Origin of the sequence: Janthinobacterium sp. BJB426 (assembly GCF_002735705.1) — a bacterium.
Lineage (GTDB): Bacteria > Pseudomonadota > Gammaproteobacteria > Burkholderiales > Burkholderiaceae_D > Janthinobacterium.
In genome coordinates, this window is the sequence record NZ_PDZL01000003.1 from 364,228 (window position 1) to 383,080 (window position 18,853).

Annotated in this window: 19 protein-coding genes; 5 read left to right on the forward strand and 14 right to left on the reverse strand. The window is 66.0% G+C overall.

Going from position 1 to position 18,853, the window contains the following annotated elements; genetic code table 11:
- The first annotated feature begins 55 nt into the window (after positions 1-55).
- Positions 56-1,420 carry a sigma-54-dependent transcriptional regulator gene (locus tag CSQ93_RS07135; RefSeq protein ID WP_233516090.1) on the forward strand — a complete coding sequence of 455 codons (1,365 nt, stop codon included), beginning with the start codon at positions 56-58 and terminating at the stop codon, positions 1,418-1,420.
- 15 nt (positions 1,421-1,435) lie between these two features.
- Here CSQ93_RS07135 and CSQ93_RS07140 read toward each other — a convergent pair whose 3' ends face one another.
- The 8 genes from CSQ93_RS07140 to CSQ93_RS07175 form a co-directional block, all read right to left on the reverse strand.
- Positions 1,436-2,164, reverse strand: a complete 729-nt coding sequence (locus CSQ93_RS07140) for an amidohydrolase family protein (RefSeq protein WP_099377433.1) — start codon at positions 2,162-2,164, stop codon at positions 1,436-1,438.
- Positions 2,165-2,173: 9 nt separating this feature from the next.
- A complete protein-coding gene (locus CSQ93_RS07145; protein WP_099377434.1) occupies positions 2,174-2,824 on the reverse strand; it encodes a hypothetical protein in 651 nt (216 codons plus the stop codon).
- A gap of 31 nt (positions 2,825-2,855) precedes the next feature.
- Entirely contained in the window at positions 2,856-3,677 is an 822-nt protein-coding gene (locus CSQ93_RS07150) for a GIY-YIG nuclease family protein (protein ID WP_099377435.1), read from the reverse strand.
- 20 nt (positions 3,678-3,697) lie between these two features.
- A complete protein-coding gene (locus CSQ93_RS07155; protein ID WP_099377436.1) occupies positions 3,698-4,699 on the reverse strand; it encodes an aminotransferase class I/II-fold pyridoxal phosphate-dependent enzyme in 1,002 nt (333 codons plus the stop codon).
- 27 nt (positions 4,700-4,726) lie between these two features.
- On the reverse strand, positions 4,727-6,889 hold the full coding sequence (locus CSQ93_RS07160) for a hypothetical protein (protein ID WP_099377437.1): 2,163 nt from the start codon (positions 6,887-6,889) through the stop codon (positions 4,727-4,729).
- Between the two features lie 10 nt (positions 6,890-6,899).
- Positions 6,900-8,255 (reverse strand): hypothetical protein, encoded by a 1,356-nt coding sequence (locus tag CSQ93_RS07165; RefSeq protein WP_099377438.1) that lies wholly within the window; start codon positions 8,253-8,255, stop codon positions 6,900-6,902.
- A 4-nt stretch (positions 8,256-8,259) separates the two neighbouring features.
- Complete coding sequence (locus tag CSQ93_RS07170) at positions 8,260-8,997, reverse strand: hypothetical protein (protein WP_099377439.1); 738 nt, start codon at positions 8,995-8,997, stop codon at positions 8,260-8,262.
- Between the two features lie 63 nt (positions 8,998-9,060).
- On the reverse strand, positions 9,061-9,627 hold the full coding sequence (locus CSQ93_RS07175) for a hypothetical protein (protein ID WP_099377440.1): 567 nt from the start codon (positions 9,625-9,627) through the stop codon (positions 9,061-9,063).
- Positions 9,628-10,037: 410 nt separating this feature from the next.
- Here CSQ93_RS07175 and CSQ93_RS07180 point away from each other — a divergent pair, with 410 nt between their 5' ends.
- Both CSQ93_RS07180 and CSQ93_RS07185 read left to right on the forward strand, forming a co-directional pair.
- Positions 10,038-11,822: a DUF1800 domain-containing protein gene (locus CSQ93_RS07180; protein ID WP_099377441.1), complete on the forward strand. Its 1,785-nt coding sequence runs from the start codon at positions 10,038-10,040 to the stop codon at positions 11,820-11,822.
- Positions 11,823-11,831: 9 nt separating this feature from the next.
- Positions 11,832-13,277 carry a DUF1501 domain-containing protein gene (locus CSQ93_RS07185; protein ID WP_099377442.1) on the forward strand — a complete coding sequence of 482 codons (1,446 nt, stop codon included), beginning with the start codon at positions 11,832-11,834 and terminating at the stop codon, positions 13,275-13,277.
- Here CSQ93_RS07185 and CSQ93_RS07190 read toward each other — a convergent pair.
- The 4 genes from CSQ93_RS07190 to CSQ93_RS07200 are packed head-to-tail and all read right to left on the reverse strand — an operon-like array spanning position 13,274 to position 15,379.
- A complete protein-coding gene (locus CSQ93_RS07190; protein ID WP_099377443.1) occupies positions 13,274-14,137 on the reverse strand; it encodes a dioxygenase family protein in 864 nt (287 codons plus the stop codon). The two genes, CSQ93_RS07185 and CSQ93_RS07190, sit on opposite strands and share 4 nt — an antisense overlap.
- Positions 14,095-14,259 carry a hypothetical protein gene (locus CSQ93_RS28765; RefSeq protein ID WP_158301160.1) on the reverse strand — a complete coding sequence of 55 codons (165 nt, stop codon included), beginning with the start codon at positions 14,257-14,259 and terminating at the stop codon, positions 14,095-14,097. The genes CSQ93_RS07190 and CSQ93_RS28765 overlap by 43 nt, the downstream gene beginning before the upstream one ends.
- Before the next feature lie 3 nt (positions 14,260-14,262).
- On the reverse strand, positions 14,263-14,904 hold the full coding sequence (locus CSQ93_RS07195; RefSeq protein ID WP_099377444.1) for a hypothetical protein: 642 nt from the start codon (positions 14,902-14,904) through the stop codon (positions 14,263-14,265).
- Positions 14,905-14,920: 16 nt separating this feature from the next.
- Positions 14,921-15,379, reverse strand: coding sequence for a Spy/CpxP family protein refolding chaperone (locus CSQ93_RS07200; RefSeq protein WP_099377445.1), 459 nt, complete (start codon positions 15,377-15,379; stop codon positions 14,921-14,923).
- Positions 15,380-15,572: 193 nt separating this feature from the next.
- On the opposite strand from CSQ93_RS07200, the gene CSQ93_RS07205 reads away from it, so the two are divergent.
- Positions 15,573-16,262: a response regulator transcription factor gene (locus CSQ93_RS07205; protein ID WP_099377446.1), complete on the forward strand. Its 690-nt coding sequence runs from the start codon at positions 15,573-15,575 to the stop codon at positions 16,260-16,262.
- A gap of 2 nt (positions 16,263-16,264) precedes the next feature.
- Positions 16,265-17,770 carry a sensor histidine kinase gene (locus CSQ93_RS07210; RefSeq protein WP_099377447.1) on the forward strand — a complete coding sequence of 502 codons (1,506 nt, stop codon included), beginning with the start codon at positions 16,265-16,267 and terminating at the stop codon, positions 17,768-17,770.
- A gap of 41 nt (positions 17,771-17,811) precedes the next feature.
- Here the strand turns inward: CSQ93_RS07210 and CSQ93_RS07215 are convergent, their stop codons facing one another.
- Both CSQ93_RS07215 and dcd read right to left on the reverse strand, forming a co-directional pair.
- Entirely contained in the window at positions 17,812-18,147 is a 336-nt protein-coding gene (locus CSQ93_RS07215) for a FlxA-like family protein (RefSeq protein ID WP_099377448.1), read from the reverse strand.
- A 110-nt stretch (positions 18,148-18,257) separates the two neighbouring features.
- Complete coding sequence (gene dcd, locus CSQ93_RS07220) at positions 18,258-18,827, reverse strand: dCTP deaminase (RefSeq protein ID WP_035819543.1); 570 nt, start codon at positions 18,825-18,827, stop codon at positions 18,258-18,260.
- Positions 18,828-18,853: the final 26 nt, after the last annotated feature.

Consider the following 18,853-nt stretch of genomic DNA (forward strand, 5'->3'; position numbering starts at 1 on the left):
GTTGCGGTATCGGGCTACTAAGATGGGCGACTCGTGCCCTCGTGACGGCAGGCATATGACGCTCAAGGTGTGGCTGGAAATCGCGCAGCAGGCGGCGGCTGACAGTGGCGCCTTGCTGATGGCGGCCTTGAAGCAGGCTCAGGTAACTGTAGCCCGGCGGTACGATGGCGAAGAGGACGGAGCGGGCATCGTGCTGTTTGCCGAGGCCAATGCCACGTTGCTGCAAGCGCTGCCGGCGCTGTGCCGCCATGCCCGCGTGCTGGCCATTGCCGCCTGCGGCCAGGCTCCCAGCTGCGCGCAGCAGCGGGCCCTGATGGCCGCTGGCGCGCTCGATGTGCTGCTGTGGCCTGCCGGCACCATCGATGCAGGCCAGGTGCTGGCGCGCCTGCAGCGCTGGCAAGCCGTGGCGCAGCTGCTGGCATCCAGCGCCGTACGCCAGCACCTGGTGGGCGACAGCGCAGCCTGGACCGCCTTGCTGCACCAGGTGGTGGAAATGGCCGCCTTCAGCCAGGCTCCGATGCTGATCACGGGCGAAACGGGCACGGGCAAGGATTTACTGGCGCAACTGGTCCACCGTCTCGGCAACTGCAGGGGAGACTTCACCATTCTCGACTGCACCACCCTGTCGCCGGAACTGGCCGGCAGCGAGCTGTTCGGCCACGAGCGGGGCGCGTTTACGGGCGCGGCGGCGGCCCGCGACGGCGCGTTTGCCCTGGCCGACGGCGGCGTGCTTTTCCTCGACGAGGTGGGTGAACTGCAACTGCCCCTGCAGGCGCAGCTGCTGCGCGCCATCCAGGAACGCAAATACAAGCGCGTGGGCGGCAATACCTGGCAACCGACGCAATTTCGGCTCGTCTGCGCCACCAACCGCGAACTGGAAGACGAGGTGGCGCGCGGCGCCTTCCGCGCCGACCTGTATTACCGCATCGCCGGCTGGCGTTGCCAGACGCCGCCCCTGCGCGAACGCCAGGACGATATCCTGCCGCTGGCCCGGCATTTCCTCGCCGAACTGGCACAACAGCCGCCGCCCCCGCTGGACGCCGCCGTGCGCGAATACCTGCTGCTGCGCGACTATCCGGGCAATGTGCGCGAGCTGCGCCAGACCGTCACGCGCATCTGGCACCGCCATTGCGGCCCCGGCCCCATCACCATCGGCGCCCTGCCCCCGGAAGAACGGCTGTTGGCGCCGCCCTGGCCCGACCAGCACTTCGAAGCGGCCGTACGGCGGGCCCTGGCGCAGGGCTGCAAGCTGCCGCACATCACGCGCTGCGCCACCGACGTGGCCATCCGCCTCGTGCTGGCCGAGGAACACGGCAACAACCAGCGCGCCGCCGCCCGCCTGGGCGTGTCCGACCGCGCCCTGCAGATACGCCGCAAGGCGGCCGCCTGTGCGGCGCTGTCCAGGCCCGCCTCCCATTGATCCCTTTGATCCACCTCAAGCCAGCCCCGTCAGGCGCAAGAAATTGCCGCCCGTGATCAGCGCCGCATCGCGCGGCGGCAAACCCAGCAGGTCGATCTTGTGCAATTCCAGCCCCGGATGCAGCCAGGGGCCATCCGAGCCAAACAAGACCTTGTGCGGCCCCGCGCGGCGCACGGCCTGCTGCAGCAAGTCGAAGCGGCGCACGCCCGAACTGTCCGTGTAAATGTTCGGGTGGCGCGCCAGATGGTCGATCAACGCAAGCTGCGCCGCCCATTCGTCGCCAAAGCTGCCCAAATGGGGCAGGATGAAATTAACGTCCGGATACTGCTGCGCCAGCAACTCGGCCACGGCCACCTCGCCTGCCGGGTCGTACAGCACGGGCAAGCCAAAGAAACGGGCCGCATCGCACACTTCGCCGCTGATGCGCGCGTCAAGCCGGTGCGCCTTGATGCCGACAAAGCCGTAGCGCTCGACGGCCGTGCGCACCAGGTCCTGGATGCGGCCCCGGTCGCGCCGCGCATGCACGAAGGCAAAGCCGTAAAAACGCTGCGGATCGGATGCGACCAGGCGCGCCACGCCATGGTTGGCGATGGCGTAGTCGGAGTGGAAGGCGGCGAACAGCACGCTGCGGGCGATGCCGGCCGCCTGGGCGCGGTGCAGGTAGGCTGGCAGCGGCGCATCGCTGTCCCACGGCCCGCTCAAGCCGTCGCCCGGTCCCGCATGGCAGTGGCAATCGATGATCATCGTGCCACGCTATTGCCAGTCGCCCATGACGACGATGCGGTTGCCTCGCCGGCGCCAGCGTCCGCTTTCATCTTCCTGCTGCGGCGCAGGTGAGCGCAAGTGCGGCAATTGCTGGTGCAGGGCCCGCGTCAGCGCGCTTTCCACGGCGCGCGCGCTGCCGTCGCCGTCGGCCGCCAGGCGCGCCGCCTGCCCCGCGATGCGCACGAAGCGGCGCGCCAGTTCCAGTTCGCGGTCGGCCGGCGCTGCGCTCTCCATTTCGAGTTCCAGCGCATTGCTGGCCGCGCGCCCCAGGGCCGAGCCGAGCGCCGTGCCCACGCCCGGTATCGGGATCATCGAACCGAGCGCGCCGCCGACAAAGGGCAAGGCCGTCTTGGCCACGGCCTTCAAGGCGCCACCCAGGGGCTTGGCCACCTTGGCAAGGGTAGCACCCACCGTCTTGACACCCTTCCACACGCTCTTGAAGACATTGCCGAGAAACTGTTCCAGTTCCTCATCGCTGGACACTTCCAGCAATTCCATGGCCAGTTGCAACTCTTCCTCTTCGCTGAAGAGGGCCGGCGCGCGGTCCTTGCCGGGCCAGTCCTGGCCGAACTCCAGCACTTCAAAGGCGGCGCCGGCCCGTTGCCGGCATTGCGCGCATTCGCATTCGAGTTGGTGCATGATGCTCTCCTTCGCAGTCATCCTGTTATCGTCAGCCCCACATTTCACCGAGCACGGCCAGTTCCAGTTCGCGCCGCTGGTTGGTCAGCACGCCGCGCTGGTTAGCGAACATGTCGTCGTGGATGCGCTGCTCGATGCGGCGCCGCTGCGCCGCCGACGATAGCGGCGCCACATACACCTGGTGCGCGCTCACGTCGACGGCCAACATCTGGCCGCACAGCCGGTGCTGCAGCAAACGCCGGTGCAAATCGTCCGTCTGGCCGCTGTAGGCACGGCGCCGTCCGCCCGCATCGAACTCGATGACGTACAGGCCCGGACCCCGGCCATTCGCGTTGCCCAAGGCGTTGGCGAGTGTCCCCAGCGCCTGGTAGCGCAAGGCGGCCGTTTCCGGCACCCGGCCCATGGTGCCGGCCAGGGTTGGCGGGACTTCGCCCTGCTGCTGCTCATCGTCCTGATCCTGGTCCTGGCCTGCATCCGCGCCCTGGTCCGGCTCCTGCCGGTCGTCAAAGGCAGGTTCCGCCACAGGATAGGCTTGCTGCGGATAAATGGTCGGGTAGAGGGGCGCATAGCCGCCCCAGCCCCGGTAGCGCGGCGGCAGATAGGGCAAGGACTGGGGAGCAAAGCGGGGCGGACGGCGGCCCTGTCCCTGGTAGCGCGGCGGCGCGGGACGGCGCGGCCCCCGCAGCGGCGGCCTTGCACGCAGGCCGCCGCGCCCGCCGCCAGGACGCATGCGCTCTTCCTCCCATTCGCCTTCCCCCTCTTCCTCGCCTTGCCACTGCCACTCACCCAGCCACTCCGTTTCGCCCGCTCCTGGCTGGCCCGCAAAGGGCAGCATTTCAAATGCTTCGTGCATATCGCCTCCTGATGTGATGTTCAAGCAAGTTCAAGCAAGTTCATCGCCTGCTCCAGTTGCCCGGGCGTCTGGTCGGCCCGCAGCAGAAAAGTCAGCGCGCCGGGACCATCCCCCGCTTGCGCCAGCGCCAGCACGCCCGCTGCGCGCAAGGCCGGCTGCAAATGGGCGCGCCCGGGCAGGCGCTGCACGGGGAAGCTGCCGCCCCGGCAAGCGATGCCGGCCGCCGCCATCGCGCTGCGCCACTGCGCCACCCTGTCCGCCAGCCTGGCGCGCAGGGCGTCGCCATGCTGCGCATTGAGCGCCAGCGCGCGCCGCGCCGCCGCCAGCACGGCGGCCGAAGGCGGACTGGCATGCACGCGCGTCTGGCTGCGCGCCGCGAAGCGCCACAGCAGCTTGCGGCTGCCGGCCAGCACGGCCAGCGGCACGCCAAAACCCTTGGCCAGCGAAGCGCCGACGATCAGCGATTCGCCATGCAAGCCATGCAGCCGCGCCGAGCCGCCGCCCTGCGTACCGGCCACGCCCAGCACCTGCGTGTCGTCGAGCAGCAGATAACCGCCCCCCTGGCGCGCCAGAGCCGCGTAGCCGGCCAGCGGCAAGAAGTGTTCGCTGCCCGGCACATAGCCATCGGCCAGGATCAATGGACGCCGCCCCTGCCGGCCCCAGGCCGCCACCAGCCGCCGCAAGGCCGCCATCTCGCCGCTGGGAAACACTTGCTGCGGCAAGCCCAGCGCCTGCGCCCGCTCGGCGCCCCAGCGCGCGATGGCGTAGCTGCCGCTATCGACGAGGATCACCAGCCGCTCGGCAGCAAGCATGCCGAACAGGTCCCAGAACAAATGCAGGGTCGACGGCAGCACGCAAGCCGCCTCGCAACCTTGCAGCGCAGCCAGGTCTGCGGCCAGGGCCTGCGCGCCGGGCGGCTCCTGCAGCGCGGCCGGCTGGCCCAGGCTCAAGCTGCTCCACGGCGCCAGCGCGGCCGCCGGATGACGCATGCCCAGGTACAGGGCACTGCTAAAGTCGAGCATGCACGCGCCCCGCTCCCACCCTAGACGCTAGACGCTGCGCAGCTGCTGGCTCAGGCGCTGGCGCAGCAGCACCGAGGGCATCGTCGATTCAACCACCGGGTCGCTGCTGTCGACGGACAAATCGACCCCGGTGGCGGCGCGGTAGCCGTGGATATAGCCTTGCACTTGCGGCCTCCAGAAGCGCGCCCAGTTGAACGCTTGCGTGGGTTCATAGATATCGCTCCAGTTGCCATAGCGCACGGACAACAGCAATTGTTCGCCAAAGATGGCCAGGTTGCGGAAGTGCATCACGCTCGTGTCCGTCCAGCCCTGCAGTTTCTTCATGGCATCGACCCGGTCCATCCACGGCTCCGGATACGCCACCATCACGCGCGTGGGCAAAAATTCGCGGAATTCCGGGCGTGCCAGCATCCATTGCTGCATCAGCATCTCGATGCGCGCCGTCGACGGCAAGTCGCCGAACTGGTTGTGCGCGCCCTGCGACAGGATCAGGTGGATTTCTTTCAAGGCATTCAGCACGGGGAAGGCGTCCGCCTTCACGGTGGTGTCGTCATCCTGCTTGTAGAACGAGGTCAGCAGGCGCAGCAAGTGGTGGAAGGCTTCCAGGAATTTGGAGCGGCTATCGGCTGGCCGGAAGTGCTGCACTGCCTTGCCGTCCAGGCGCACACCATAGTGATGGTCATACTCATAGTTCCGGCGCATCACGGTCAGCCGATGCTGTTCATCCTGCGTGTACCCCCAGAGTAAATTATTCAGCGGACGCAGCATATCGATTTCCGTGTTCGACAGGGGATCGAGATGGTTGCCCGGCGCGCGCAGGTTCTGGAAGCGTTGCGCGATGGCGTTCATGGTTTGCACCAGCATGCCCTCTTCATGCCAGTACGACCAGATCAATTCCAACAAACAGGGATTGGCCAGCTTTTCCTGGATGATGCCAAAGCACAGGTCGACTTCGCCTTCCTGGCCCCGCGGGATGCTGATGGGAATATCGGGCAGCTTGCGGCGGATCACGGCCAGATACGGCAAGGTCTGGAATCCGTCGATGTTTTCCAGGTAATCGTTGCGCAGCACGGTTTCCAGGTCGCGCCCCTGAGGGATGTCGCGCCGGTCCAGGTAGGCGTTGTCTTCCGCGGGATTGAACGCCAGCGGCTGGTTCAGCACGCCGCAATTGACCATCACGAACGCTTCCGTCGCCACTTTCAGCACGCGGTAGGAATCGGCATCGGAAAACGGCAGCGCGCGGCGCTGCTTGAGCTGCTGGAACATGTCGGCCTTTTTCACGAAGCGCTCCTGCTCGAAGCCGCGCACATTGGCCAGGTCGCCGCAAAACAGGCTGTCCATGAAATGCAGATAATTGGTAAACGACATCGCCTCGGTGCTGTTGCGTATCAAGGTCCACAGCGGCAAGTCTTCCGTCGGCTCCGTTTCCGTGCGCGTCAGCGACACGCCGACATTGCCCGAGATGGGCTGCGGCTGGCGCTCTTCCGTCTCGTACTCCGCATCCAGCGCCAGCATGGCGTTCGGACTCAGGCCTTCCGGTACGGGCAAGGCGCTGCGCAGTTCGGGACGCTGCGACAGCATCATCTGCGCCATGAAACGGTGCATGCCGGCGCGCCGCACGGGTGTGGAAAAGGCGTTCGCCGCGCCGCGCATGGGCACCCATGGCGCGGCGGCCAGCACCTGCACCTGGTCGCGCCCGTCGGCGCTTTGATCGCCATCAAACGAGACGCTGGCCACGGCACGGTCGCCCACCCTGCCAAAATTGCAGTCGCTGGGATGGCAGTCGGCCGTTTTAAACACCAGCCCCACCTGCGGATTGAGCTGCGGCGTGAAGCACAGCACGGCGCTGCAGCCGGCCTGCACCGTCACGCACTGGGGCGCCGTGGCGGGAAAATTGCCATACACGCCCACGTAGCTGCCCGTCGCCAGGTCGGCAAACACGGTACAACCATTGCCATCGGTCCAGCGCACGCCCACCAGCATGGCGGAATCGGGCACCCAGGTGGCGGCATTGAACAGATGGCAATCGGCATCCATGCCCCGGTACAGGCTGATGGCGGCATTGACGACCCTCACGCCGCTGTCCTGTTCGTGTACCGTGACAGCGATGCTTCCGCCGTGGTGTTTCGGACCGGCCTGGCCCGCACCCCTGTTTTTGCTGCTTATTTTGCTGCTTATCTTGCTGCTCATGTCATTCTCCTCAATGGATAATCAAACGAGATGCCAGGGGCGGCAGCGGCCTGCCGGACTGGCGGCCATGCCGCACGACATCCGCGCACAGCTCCGACGTGTCCAGGGTGCTGCGCAGGGCCCAGTGGGTCAGCAAGCGCCCCAGCAGCTCGCTTTCGTCTTCCGGGTTCAAGGTGCCGCTGGCGCGCGCCTGGCCCAGCACGGCGAACACCAGGGTCGGCGTCGCCTGGTACATCTGCGCCGGCGTCAGGGTCCAGCTGCGAAACAGCTGTGCCAGCATGGCCGGCTGGCGTGTGTGCACGGCCATGGCCTCGACCAGCGACCCGCCGCGCAAGGCCGGCGGCCGGTGCTGCACCAGCAAGCCGACCAGGGCGGCCATGCTGGCCTGCAACTGTTCCAGCAGCCGCTGCCGGGCAGGCGGCAGGCCGGCCAGCGGGTAGTACGATAGCCACAGCTGTTCCAGGCGGTCCCACTGGGGATGCGGATACAAGGCCCGCCCCATGGCGCAGCTCAGGCGCACCCGCAGCCAGGGCACCGGGTGGGGATCGTCGGTATTGAGGCGGAAGACAAACACGCGCGGCAGGCTGACCACGCCGATCAGGCCCAGGGTGGCGGCCACGCCGACCCGCGCCAGCGACCAGAAATCGGCCACGATCTCGGATATCCACCGCTCCCACAACTGCCACACGTGTACGAGGCCGCTGCCGCCGTGCTGCATGGCTTGCAGCACAGGCCGCAGGGACGGCACCAGGTCCAGCAGCGCCGCGCCCTGGTGGCCCACCTCGTGCACGAGCGACGAAGCGATGCTGCTGCCGATCATGCGTTCGCGCGGCAGGCGGATGATGGCGACGGGATTGTCGCCGCCACCCGGCAGGCGCGTGCGCGCGCGACGGATGGCCGCCCCCGGCCCCCGGTCCAGGTAGCAGATCACGGGCGGCGCCTGATACACATTGCCGGGCAGCGCCAGCGCGTCGGCGGCAACGATGTCCAGGCCGGCCAGCCACACGCCCGTCTTGTGCTCGCTGCGCTGGGTGATGACTTCATTGAACAGGTCGAACTGGGTCAGCGCCGCATTGAATTTCAGGCGCAGGAAAGTGAAACGGTGCTGCGCCTCGGCGGCCGTGGCCATGCTGGCGCCGTCGGCGTGCTCGCGCCGCAGCCACCACTGGAACCGGGCGACCATGCGCCGCAGTTCGCGCCGGCCCTGCACCAGTTGGCTTTCGATGGCCGACTGGGCGCTGGGCATCAGGGCGGCGGCCAGCACCGTCGGCTCGATCAGCGCGAACGGTTCCAGCCGGGCCAGCCGCGTCAGCAGCGAGCGTGCCTCCTGCTCCAGCATCCAGGCAGCGTAAGCGCCGATGGCCATGATGTCAGACGCCGTACAGGACGATTTTGTGGCCCTGGCGCGCCCAGCGGCCGCTGGATGGGCGCATGCCGCCCTGGCTGCCCTGGCTGCGCACACCGCCCTGCGCCATGCCGCCGGCCGCACCGGCGCCGCTGCCATTCTGCGTGGCGACCTGGCTGCCGGGGCGTCCCAGCAAGCCGGGCGCAAACTGGCGCGCCGCGGCGCTGGCCGCCGCCTGGGCAATGGCGCGCGGGTCGCCCGCACCGCGCGCTTGCGCTGCGCGGTTGACGGTATCGGCGGCCAGGCGAACGAATTGCTTGGCGCCTTCGAATTCGCGGTCCTCGTTCGACGACGCTTCCGCTTCCAGCCCCAGGGCGCCGCCAGCGGCCGAGGCCAGGCCGCTGCCGATCTTGGCCCCCAGCGGACCGCCGAAATAGCCGCCGATGGCGCCGCCGGCCAGGGGAATGGCCTTCTTCGCCACGCCCTTGAGCACGCCGCCGATGGCTTGTCCCACGGGCGACTTGATGATGCCGCCCGCCACGGAGGCGGCCTTGCGCAGTAAATTGCCGAGAAACTGTTCCAACTCGGCTTCATTGCTGACCGACAACAGTTCATTCGCCAGTTCCATCTCCTCGGCCTCGGAAAACATGGCGTTCACGCCGCCCTCGCCGCTCCACTCGCCCTGGCCAAACTCGAACTGTTCCGCTTCAAAGCCGGACATTTCCTGTCCGTATTCCAGGGTCGTACGATCCAAGTCATGCATGATGAGCTCCTCAAAGTGATTACCTCGGTTGGGACTACCTTGCCGGACAGACTGGCCATCCGGCTAACAATCGAGCACGACGATGTGCCCGCCCTCGCGGCGCCAGCGGCCAGCGTCCCGCACCGACGTTTGCGCCGCCTGCCTGAGCAAGCCTGGCGCCACGCTGCGTGCCACTTGCAGCAGGGCCGTCTCCACCCGCGCCCCGGGTGTGCGCGCGCCCGGGCCGCCATCCTGCGCCAGCGCCGTGTTGACGGCATCGATCAGGTGCACCACCTGGCGCGCCAGTTCGAATTCCTTGTCTTCCGGGCTGAGTCCTTCCAGTTCCATGCCGAAGATGCCGGCAGCGCGCCGCTTGAGCGCCTGCGGCGAACCGCCATGCAGGGGCAGCAAGGGCGCCACCACCTTGCCCAGCAACTGGCGCAGCGACCGTTCCAGCGGCGTACCGCGTACTTGCCGCCCCGCCGCGGTGGCGCCCAGCTGGCGCGCCAGGAAAGCGTCGAATTGGGCCGGCCCCTGCAGTTCCAGCAACTGCGCCGCCAGGGCCAGCGCATCTTCCTGCTGCAGGGGCAGCGCGCCCGGTGCTTCAGGCAATTCCATTTCAGGACGATAGGCGAGCAGGCGGCTGGTCATGACAGGCTCCGGTGAAGACGGGCGGCTGGCCCATGCCTCCCTGATGCAAGGGGCATGCCCGTCAGGCGCAGGGGAAAAAGAGACAGGACGGCGAACGGCGTTTCGCCGATAGCGTAAAAACCATGGTTTCCGGCGAAGCGAGTTTCGTTGTCAAGGTGAGCTTTCAAACAAGCTTAATTGGCAGGAATGATTACGTCGCCTATCCGCCACAGTGCTAGTTATCGGCAAAAAATATTTTTCATTTTCAAAAAACAAACTTCGCGCTACGCCGCCAAAAACCCTATCAACATCACTTCAACATGCGATAAAAATAAACGTGGCCAACACGTAAATAGTTAATTGAAAACAGAATTTTGGTAGGCAAGCCCTACAATTAATGGGCCAGAATTTGATTGCCTGAAAGAAACTAAATGATAGACCCTACTTTGCGCCGCTTATTGGCCATCACCCTATTCAGCCTGCTTGCCGCCTGCGGCGGCGGTGGCGACAGCAAGACCGGCGCCACCCAGAACCCGGACATCTCGGCCGTGCCACCGGGGACCACCGCCCCCGGCACCAAGCCGGGCGACACCATTCCACCGCCGCCCCTGACCACGCCACCGGGCGGCCAGACGGCGACCTTCACGCGCCCGGAAGCGTCGCGTTTCCTGGGCCGCGCCACGTTCGGGCCGGACATGGCGGCCATCGATGCCCTGGCCGCCAGCGACAGCGACGCCTGGTTCCGCGCGCAGTTTTCCAAGCCGCAAACCTTGCACCGAAAATATATCGACGCGAAATATCCCACTGCGGGCGCGGCGGCCACCAAGGCCGTGCCGAACGACTTTTATGAGTCGTTCTGGCAGCAAGCCGTGCGCGGCGACGACCAGCTGCGCCAGCGCGTGACCTTTGCCCTGTCGGAAATCTTCGTCGTCTCCACGCAAAACGAGGCCGTGTGGCCGCAAACGCGGGGCGTCGCCAGCTACTACGACATGCTGGGACAACATGCGTTCGGCAACTTCCGTACCCTGCTGCAGGGCGTGGCCACGCATCCGATGATGGGGCTGTACCTGTCGCACCTGCGCAACCAGAAGGAATCGGCCACGCGCACGCCCGACGAAAATTTCGCCCGCGAAGTGATGCAGTTATTTACCATCGGCCTGTACCAGCTGAATGCGGATGGTTCATTGAAATTGAACGGCGGCAAACCCATCGACACCTACACGCGCGACGATGTGAGCGGCCTGGCGAAAGTGTTTACGGGCTGGAGCTGGGCCGGACCGGACCAGGGCGCGAACCGTTTCTTTGGCAGCGTGGCCGATCCGGACCGCGACTGGATGCCGATGCAAAACTATGCGGCGTACCACTCCACCAGCGAAAAACGCTTTCTGGGCGTCAGCGCGGCGGGCGCCGCCGGCGGCGAAGCGGACATGGCGCTGGCCCTCGACACCCTGTTCAACCATCCGAATGCTGGCCCCTTCTTTGGCCGCCAGCTGATCCAGCGCCTGGTCACCAGCAACCCCAGCCCGGCTTATGTGGGCAGGGTCGCGGCCGCCTTCGCCAACAATGGTTCGGGCGTGCGCGGCGACATGCAGACCGTGATCCGCGCCGCGCTGCTCGATCCCGAAGCGCTGGCGCCAGCCGGCAGCAGCCTGCGCACGGGCAAATTGCGTGAACCGCTCGTGCGTCTGGGCAACTGGATGCGCGCATTCCACGCCAAGGATGCCGCCTTGCAGTACCGCATCTATTACCTCAGCGATCCGCTGTCGGGACTGGGCCAGAATCCCATGAACGCGCCATCCGTCTTCAACTATTTCCGCCCGTCCTACGTGCCGCCCAATTCGGCGTTGGCGACGGCGGGCCTGGTGGCGCCGGAAATGCAGATCACGTCGGAGCCGTCCGTCACCGGTTACCTGAACTTCATGCAGGATGCCATCAGCGGCGGCGTGGCGGAAAACAGCGCCGTGCGGGCCGACTACTCGGCCGAACTGGCGCTGGCCGAGCAGCCCGCTGCCCTGCTGGACCGGGTCAACTTGCTATTAATGTCCGGCAATATGTCGTCCCGCCTGCGCACCAAGATCCTGTCGGCCGTCACGAGCATCGCCATTCCCGCCGCCAACGGCAGCAATGCCGCGCAAGTGACGAAGGCGAAATCCAACCGCGTGTACCTGGCCATTTTCCTGGCCATGGCCTCGCCTGAATACCTGGTTCAAAAATAAGGAAGCTGCATGACTACCCCTACTCACTTCTCGCGCCGCCGCTTCCTCGGTTCCATGCTGGGCCTGGCAGGCAGCACGGCCGCGCCCTTCGCCCTCAACCTGGCCGCCATGGGTCAGGCTGCGGCCCAGTCCGCCGACGACTACAAGGCCCTCGTCTGCCTGTTCATGAACGGCGGCAACGATACCTTCAACACGGTGCTGGCCACCGACACGCCTTCATGGAGTGAATATATGCGCCTGCGCAATACGGGCAACAACGATTCGATCCACCTGCCCGGCGTCGGCGAAACGGGCGGCGTGCTGCCGATCACCCCCGCCACGGCCCAGGCGGGCCGCAGCTTTGCCCTGCATCCCGCCCTCGCTCCCGTGAAAGACCTGTTCGACGGCGGCCGCGCCGCCATCGTGGCCAATGTCGGCACCCTGATCCAGCCCGTGACCCTGGCGCAATACAAGGCGGGCAATGTGGCGCTGCCGCCGAAACTGTTTTCGCATAACGACCAGCAATCGACGTGGCAATCGGGCTTGCCCGAAGGCGCCAGCATCGGCTGGGGCGGACGCCTGGGCGACCTGCTCGGCGCCGGCAACGCCAATGCGACGTTTACCGCCATCTCGGCCGCGTCGAATGCGCTGTTCCTCAGCGGGCGCCAGGTGCGCCAGTTCCAGGTGGGCCAGGCGGGCGCCGTGCCGATCCGCAATATCGGCAGCGGCTATCTGTTCGACACCACCCAGGGCGAGACTGCCTTGCGCGACATCATCAGTACGGCGGGCGACGACATGATGGAGCAGGAACACGTGGCAACGGTGCAGCGCGCCATTTCCAGCCAGAGCGTGCTGAGCGGCGCCATGCTGGCGGCCGGCGCGGGCGGCGTGCCCAATCCGCCCCCCTACGTCAACCCGAACACGGGCGCGTCCGGCGTCAACCAGCTGGCCGTGCAATTGCAGACGGTGGCGCGCATCATCGGCGGGCGCGGCCCCCTTGGAGCGAAACGGCAAGTGTTTTATGTGACCCTGGGCAGCTTCGACACGCATGACCGCCAGAAGGAGCTGCATGGCGACCTGATGGCGCGCCTGGCGCACGCGCTGGCGTATTTCGACGCGACCCTGGCGTCCCTGCAGGGCGCCGACGTGCGGCGCCAGGTGACGACGTTTACGGCCTCGGACTTCGGCCGCACCTTCAGCAGCAATGGCGACGGCACGGATCACGGCTGGGGCGCGCACCACTTTGTCGTGGGCGGCGCCGTGAAGGGCCGCGACATCTACGGCGCCTTCCCCACCACCGGCCTTGGCCATGAGCTGGACGTCGGTTCCGGCGCCCTGCTGCCGACCACCTCCGTCGACCAGTACGGCGCTACCCTGGCCAAATGGTTCGGCGTGGCCGACAGCCAGCTGGCCGAAGTGTTCCCGAATATCGGTAACTTCAGCCGGCGCGACCTGGGTTTCATGACAGCAACTTAGCCGTTCACGGCGACCGTCAAGGTGACGACATAGCCCTGCGTGGCATTGCCCGTCACCGTGGCCATCTGCAAGCTGGTGCCGTCGCTGAAAACATTGTCGGTGGCATAGCTGATCTGCGCCAGGTTGCGCACGCTGGCCGTGTAGCCGCTGGCCGTGTAGGCCTCGTTCAGCGTTGCCATCGGGAAAGTGAACTGCGACGTCTTGATGCGGTTCGCGGCACTGGCCGCCTTCGCCAGGCTGGGGTAGACCTCGAAATGCACGTGCGGCATGCGCCCTGCGTAGCAACCGGGAAAGATGGTCGTGAAGGCAAGGTTGCCGGCGCTGTCCGTTTCCTGCACGCCACGCAAGTAATTTTGCGCCGTCACGCCACTCGAATACAGCGAATACAGGCCGTCGCGGTCGCAATGCCACAGATAAACGGCGTAGCCGGCCAGGCTGGCGCAGCCGCCGCTGGCGTTGAGCAACTGCAAATGAATGGTCAAGGGCACGCCTGCCGCCACGCCCGTGGCGCCATTGAAACTGGCGCGGATATCGCTGCGCACGACGCCCGACTGGTTCAGCACGTTGATGATGCTGCCGCCACTCGTGTTCGTGCCATCGGCCGGATACGGCCCTCCCGTTTCCTCGGGAATCACCGTGCAGGCGCCCGTGGCAGGTATCGTTACCGCTGCCGTACCGGAAGTGCCCGTGCCAGCGCCGCTGGACGCCGCCGTGCCACTGGCGTCCGACCCGCCGCCGCAGCTCATCAAAGGCAAGGTGGCGGCGCCGGCCAGCAGCCAGCGCAGGACTTGCCGCCGCTCAGCCGCCTGTTGCCGCATCATTTCGAGGTCGGATGCCAGACCGTGATCATGTAATTCCATATATATTCCATCAAGTGGGGCAAGCCCGCCAAGGCGGGGCTCAGGCTGGCGCACAGGAACAGAGCCTGTGTCGCATGGCGCGAAAGCGCCTTCCTGGCGGCAATGGCGAACTTGCGTTCCATGCTTCAGGCCGTTGTATTGACCAGGTTGCCGCTGGCAGACAGGCTGCCGCCCGCATTCGCCGCGCCCAGGCTGCCCGACAGCGCCTGCAGGAAACTGCCCAGTTTGCTGTTACTGGCGCTCGTGCTGCCTTCATCGCCGCCCAGCGCGCTGAGCAGGCTGGCAAAGCTGGACTGCAAGTCCATCACGCTGTTGTCCGTGCTCTCCGCGCTGTCGCTGCCGGACGACGAGAGTTTTTGCAGCAGGCTTTGCAAATCCGATTCGATATTGCCGGGGCCGCCGCGCGCGCCACCGCCGGGTGGTGGCGCGGCAGGCGGTTCGCCACCCTCCTCTTGCCCGCCAGCACTGCCGCCACCCTGCGCGTGCAGGCTGCCCATCATCTGGTGCAGGAAGGCGCCCAGCGCCTGGCCCACGTCGCTGCTGGCGGTGGCGCCGGTACTGTCCGTCGCGCTATCGCTGGTATCGACCGCCACACCTATCGATGACAAGGCGCTGGAAATGGCGTCGAGAAATGCGCCATCGTCGGGCTTTGGCGGCCGCGTCCCGTCCACGCTGCTGGTATTGCTGGAACTGCCGCTGCCGCCCAGGCGGCTGAACGCGCTCAACTGGCTGGTGGCGCTGGTCGAACTCAATGCACTGATGCTCATGCTTAATCTCCTGTGCTTATTGGCGGCGGCGTGGGCCGGGACGGCTGTCTTGACGCTGTTGCGCCCGCTGGCGCTGTTCCGGCGTCAGCACGGCCAGCAATTGCTGCTCCAGCCGCGCCTGCTGCAAGCTGATCTTCGCCATGGCTTGCGCCGCCGTACTGGCCAGCGCGCTGGCCTTCGCATCGTCGTAGGCGCTGGACCCGGCAAGCGCGCGCAGCTGTTCATGGGCCTTGAAGGCAATCTTTTCCTGTTCCCGCAGCAAGGGTGCCTGGGCGTAAGTGGCGGCGAAAATCTTGTCCTGCTGCGCTTCGCTCAAGTCCATGTCGCGCAGAAACGGCGGCAAGCCTGGCGGCGGCCCTTCCATGGCACGCGGCGGCGGGCCGTCCGCTGCAGGTTCTTGCTGGGCCAGTGCCAGCAGCGGCATGCTGCAGGCGGACAACAGCAACAGGGATACGGCAATGCTCAGGTATTTCATCGGGCTTTCCTTTCGTGGCGATCAGCCCTGATTGTCGGCCTCTGACGTGTAAAGCAACGTTAGGCCGGCGTAAAAGCATGTAAAGGAAGCTGCGCAAATGTAAGCGGAGGTATGTAAAAGCGGGTAAAACCGCCCTGAACGGCACCCTTTGGCTGCTATCATCGGGCGATATTCACCCGAAAAAAGCACAGGCATGAGCAAGGTTTTGTTAATCGATGACGACGTGGAACTGGTCGGCATGTTCCAGGAATACCTGACGCAGGAAGGTTTTGACGCCCGCGCCGTGCATGACGGTGAAAGCGGCGCGGCTGAGGCGCTGACGGGCCTGTACGCCATCGCCATCCTCGACGTCATGATGCCGCGCATGAATGGCCTGGAAACCCTGCGCCGCATCCGCGCCGGCAGCAACCTGCCCATCCTGATGCTGACGGCGCGCGGCGACGATACGGACCGCATCGTGGGCCTGGAGCTGGGCGCCGACGATTACGTCACCAAACCGTGCACGCCGCGCGAGCTGACGGCGCGCATCCGCGCCATCCTGCGCCGTGCGCAAGCCGCGCCGCACGACACATCGGGGCTGGCGCCGCTGGCCGTGGGGCAACTGACGATGTGGCCAGAACAGCGCCGCGTTGCCTGGGCCGGCGCGCACCTGGAACTGACGAGCACGGAGTTCAACCTGCTGGAAGTGCTGGTACGCCATGCGGGCAAGCCCGTGAGCAAGAATCAATTGTCGGAACTGGGCCTGGGCCGGCCCATGGCCCGCTTCGACCGCAATATCGATGTGCACTTGAGCAGCCTGCGCCGCAAACTCGGCAGCCTGGCCGATGGCCGCTCCTGCCTGCAGACCGTGTACCGTCTCGGCTACCAGCTGATCAAGGAGTAAGCGTGGGCCGTCTGTTCTGGAAGTTTTTTCTGTGCATCATGCTGGCGCAAGTGACGGCCACCATCGGCATCGGCGGCACCTTCTGGCTGAAAAACCGGGCCGCGCAGCAGGAACGGGCCCTCGACATCGACACCAGTCCGCCCGCGCAAATGATCATCGAGGCCGCCAGCGCCACCGTGGAAGCGGGCGGCAGCCAGGCCTTGCGGCAATTCCTGGGCAAGCTCGAACGCATGCGCGTGTTTGCCGTCGATGCCAAAGGGCAAGAACTGATGGGCCGCACGGTGCATCCCGCCATGCTGGCCAAGGCGCGCGCCATGCTGGAGCAAAGCCAGGCCCATGCCGTCGTGCGCGAAGCGGCCGGCAGCGATGGCAAGCGCTACCTGCTGTTCCTGCCTTCGTCCGAACGTTTCCGCAATGCCGAGGCGGGCGCCGCGCGCGACACGCTCAATGCCGTCACCATGAGCGGCCCGCGCGCCATGGGAGCCGGCCCACGGCCCCACGAAGCGGGCGCGCCGCCGCCACGCGGCGACTTCGGCCGCGGCATGCCGCCCGGCCCGCGCATGGACAGCCCCTACCGCACCTTCATTCCCCTGGCCGCCGCCATCGCCGCCAGCCTGCTGTTCTCTTTCCTGCTGGCCTGGTATTTTGCGCGCCCCATCCGCGACCTACGGCAAGCGTTCGAGGCCGCCTCGCACGGCAACCTGGCGCCGCGCTTTTACGCCAGCGGCAAGCGCGGCGATGAATTGACGGACCTGGGACGCGATTTCGACCGCATGACGGGCCGCTTGCGCAGCCTCATGGATAGCCAGACGCGATTGCTGCATGATGTGTCGCACGAGCTGCGCTCGCCGCTGGCGCGCTTGCAGGCCGCCATCGGCCTGGCGCACCAGCAGCCGGAAAAAATGGCCGCCTCGATGCAGCGCATCGAACGCGAAAGCGAGCGCATGGATAAACTGATCGGTGAACTGCTGACCCTGTCCCGGCTGGAAGCGGGCGCCGGGCAAGCGGGAGCCGGGCAGACGCACAGCGAAGACGTCAGCATCGCCGATCTCGTGCACGACATCGTGGACGATGCCCGCTATGAAGCGAGGGCGCGCCTGCTGGGCATAGCCCTGGCGGGCGACGCGGCCACGGCGGACGCCAGCGTCACGGGTCAGCCGGAACTGCTGGCGCGCGCCGTGGAAAACGTCGTGCGCAATGCCGTCAAACACAGTCCCGATGGCGGCACGGTGCACGTGGAACTGTCGCGCCTGCATGATGGCAAGCAAGAATGGCTGCGCATCGCCGTGCAGGACCGTGGTCCTGGCGTGGCCGCAGCCGACCTGGCCCGTATTTTTGAACCGTTCTTCCGCGCCAGCAATACCCAGCACAGCACGGATGGCCACGGCCTGGGCCTGGCCATCGCCCGGCACGTCATCAACGCCCATGGCGGCCGCATCAGTGCCAGCTTGCGCAGTGGTGGCGGACTGTGCGTGGAAATGTTGTTGCCCGTCAAAACGCCAGGCTGACCTGTCGGCGAGCCTGGCGTTTTATCTGTGCGGATGTGCTGTTATGCCTGCGTATCGATGATGCTGCCCAGGGTGGACGAGGTCGATTTGGCCGGACTCGTCGCCGTATCGGCGCTGCTGGCCGGCTGAGCGTCTTGCTGCGCCTGCGCGGCGGCAGCCTGCAACTGGGCAATTTGCGCCTGCAAGGCCTGGATTTGCTGCGCCAGCTGCTGCTGCAGCTTTTGCGACGCCTCCGTCTGCTCGCCCTTCTGCGATTCCGTCAACTGTTTTTGCGCCGCCGTGATCTGCTTTTGCAGCGCCGCGATCTGCGAACTGCTGCCCGAACTGGCGCTACTGGCCGCGCTGACTGCGCCGCCTGAACCGATTGCCGCTACCATGATGCCTCCTCAGTGTTTCAATACCAAGGTTAACGGCAAGCATGGGGGTGGATGTAGGGCGGCGGGTGTAAAGGCAGGTAAAGACGGCTGGCACCCCGCCCTTCCAGCAATCAGGTCTTCGGCAAGGTCACGCCAACCTGGCCCTGGTATTTACCGCCGCGATCCTTGTACGACGTTTCGCACACTTCATCGGATTCGAAGAACAGCACTTGCGCCACGCCTTCGTTGGCGTAGATTTTTGCCGGCAACGGTGTCGTGTTGGAAAACTCCAGGGTCACAAAGCCTTCCCATTCCGGTTCGAACGGGGTGACGTTGACGATGATGCCGCAGCGCGCATAGGTGCTCTTGCCCAGGCAAATCGTCAGCACATTGCGGGGAATGCGGAAATACTCGACCGTACGGGCCAGCGCGAACGAGTTCGGCGGAATGATGCAATAGCCCTTGCCCGATACGTCGACAAAGTTATTCGCGTCAAAATCCTTCGGGTCGACGATGGTGGTGTTGATATTGGTAAACAACTTGAACTCGTCGGCGCAACGGATGTCATAACCATAGCTGGAGGTGCCGTAGGACACGATGCGGTTGCCGTCGCGTTCCTTGACCTGGCCCGGTTCGAACGGCTCGATCATGCCCGTTGTTTCCGCCATGCGGCGTATCCATTTATCGCTTTTAATCGTCATCGCAGGGGTATCTTTCTAGAATATCG

Excerpts from the sequence above, each read along its gene's own strand:
- CSQ93_RS07135 (WP_233516090.1), top strand. The coding sequence starts at position 56 with ATGACGCTCAAGGTGTGGCTGGAAATCGCGCAGCAGGCGGCGGCTGAC.
- CSQ93_RS07140 (WP_099377433.1), bottom strand. The coding sequence starts at position 2,164 with ATGATCATCGATTGCCACTGCCATGCGGGACCGGGCGACGGCTTGAGC.
- CSQ93_RS07145 (WP_099377434.1), bottom strand. The coding sequence starts at position 2,824 with ATGCACCAACTCGAATGCGAATGCGCGCAATGCCGGCAACGGGCCGGC.
- CSQ93_RS07150 (WP_099377435.1), bottom strand. The coding sequence starts at position 3,677 with ATGCACGAAGCATTTGAAATGCTGCCCTTTGCGGGCCAGCCAGGAGCG.
- CSQ93_RS07155 (WP_099377436.1), bottom strand. The coding sequence starts at position 4,699 with ATGCTCGACTTTAGCAGTGCCCTGTACCTGGGCATGCGTCATCCGGCG.
- CSQ93_RS07160 (WP_099377437.1), bottom strand. The coding sequence starts at position 6,889 with ATGAGCAGCAAGATAAGCAGCAAAATAAGCAGCAAAAACAGGGGTGCG.
- CSQ93_RS07165 (WP_099377438.1), bottom strand. The coding sequence starts at position 8,255 with ATGGCCATCGGCGCTTACGCTGCCTGGATGCTGGAGCAGGAGGCACGC.
- CSQ93_RS07170 (WP_099377439.1), bottom strand. The coding sequence starts at position 8,997 with ATGCATGACTTGGATCGTACGACCCTGGAATACGGACAGGAAATGTCC.
- CSQ93_RS07175 (WP_099377440.1), bottom strand. The coding sequence starts at position 9,627 with ATGACCAGCCGCCTGCTCGCCTATCGTCCTGAAATGGAATTGCCTGAA.
- CSQ93_RS07180 (WP_099377441.1), top strand. The coding sequence starts at position 10,038 with ATGATAGACCCTACTTTGCGCCGCTTATTGGCCATCACCCTATTCAGC.
- CSQ93_RS07185 (WP_099377442.1), top strand. The coding sequence starts at position 11,832 with ATGACTACCCCTACTCACTTCTCGCGCCGCCGCTTCCTCGGTTCCATG.
- CSQ93_RS07190 (WP_099377443.1), bottom strand. The coding sequence starts at position 14,137 with ATGGAATTACATGATCACGGTCTGGCATCCGACCTCGAAATGATGCGG.
- CSQ93_RS28765 (WP_158301160.1), bottom strand. The coding sequence starts at position 14,259 with ATGGAACGCAAGTTCGCCATTGCCGCCAGGAAGGCGCTTTCGCGCCAT.
- CSQ93_RS07195 (WP_099377444.1), bottom strand. The coding sequence starts at position 14,904 with ATGAGCATCAGTGCATTGAGTTCGACCAGCGCCACCAGCCAGTTGAGC.
- CSQ93_RS07200 (WP_099377445.1), bottom strand. The coding sequence starts at position 15,379 with ATGAAATACCTGAGCATTGCCGTATCCCTGTTGCTGTTGTCCGCCTGC.
- CSQ93_RS07205 (WP_099377446.1), top strand. The coding sequence starts at position 15,573 with ATGAGCAAGGTTTTGTTAATCGATGACGACGTGGAACTGGTCGGCATG.
- CSQ93_RS07215 (WP_099377448.1), bottom strand. The coding sequence starts at position 18,147 with ATGGTAGCGGCAATCGGTTCAGGCGGCGCAGTCAGCGCGGCCAGTAGC.
- dcd (WP_035819543.1), bottom strand. The coding sequence starts at position 18,827 with ATGACGATTAAAAGCGATAAATGGATACGCCGCATGGCGGAAACAACG.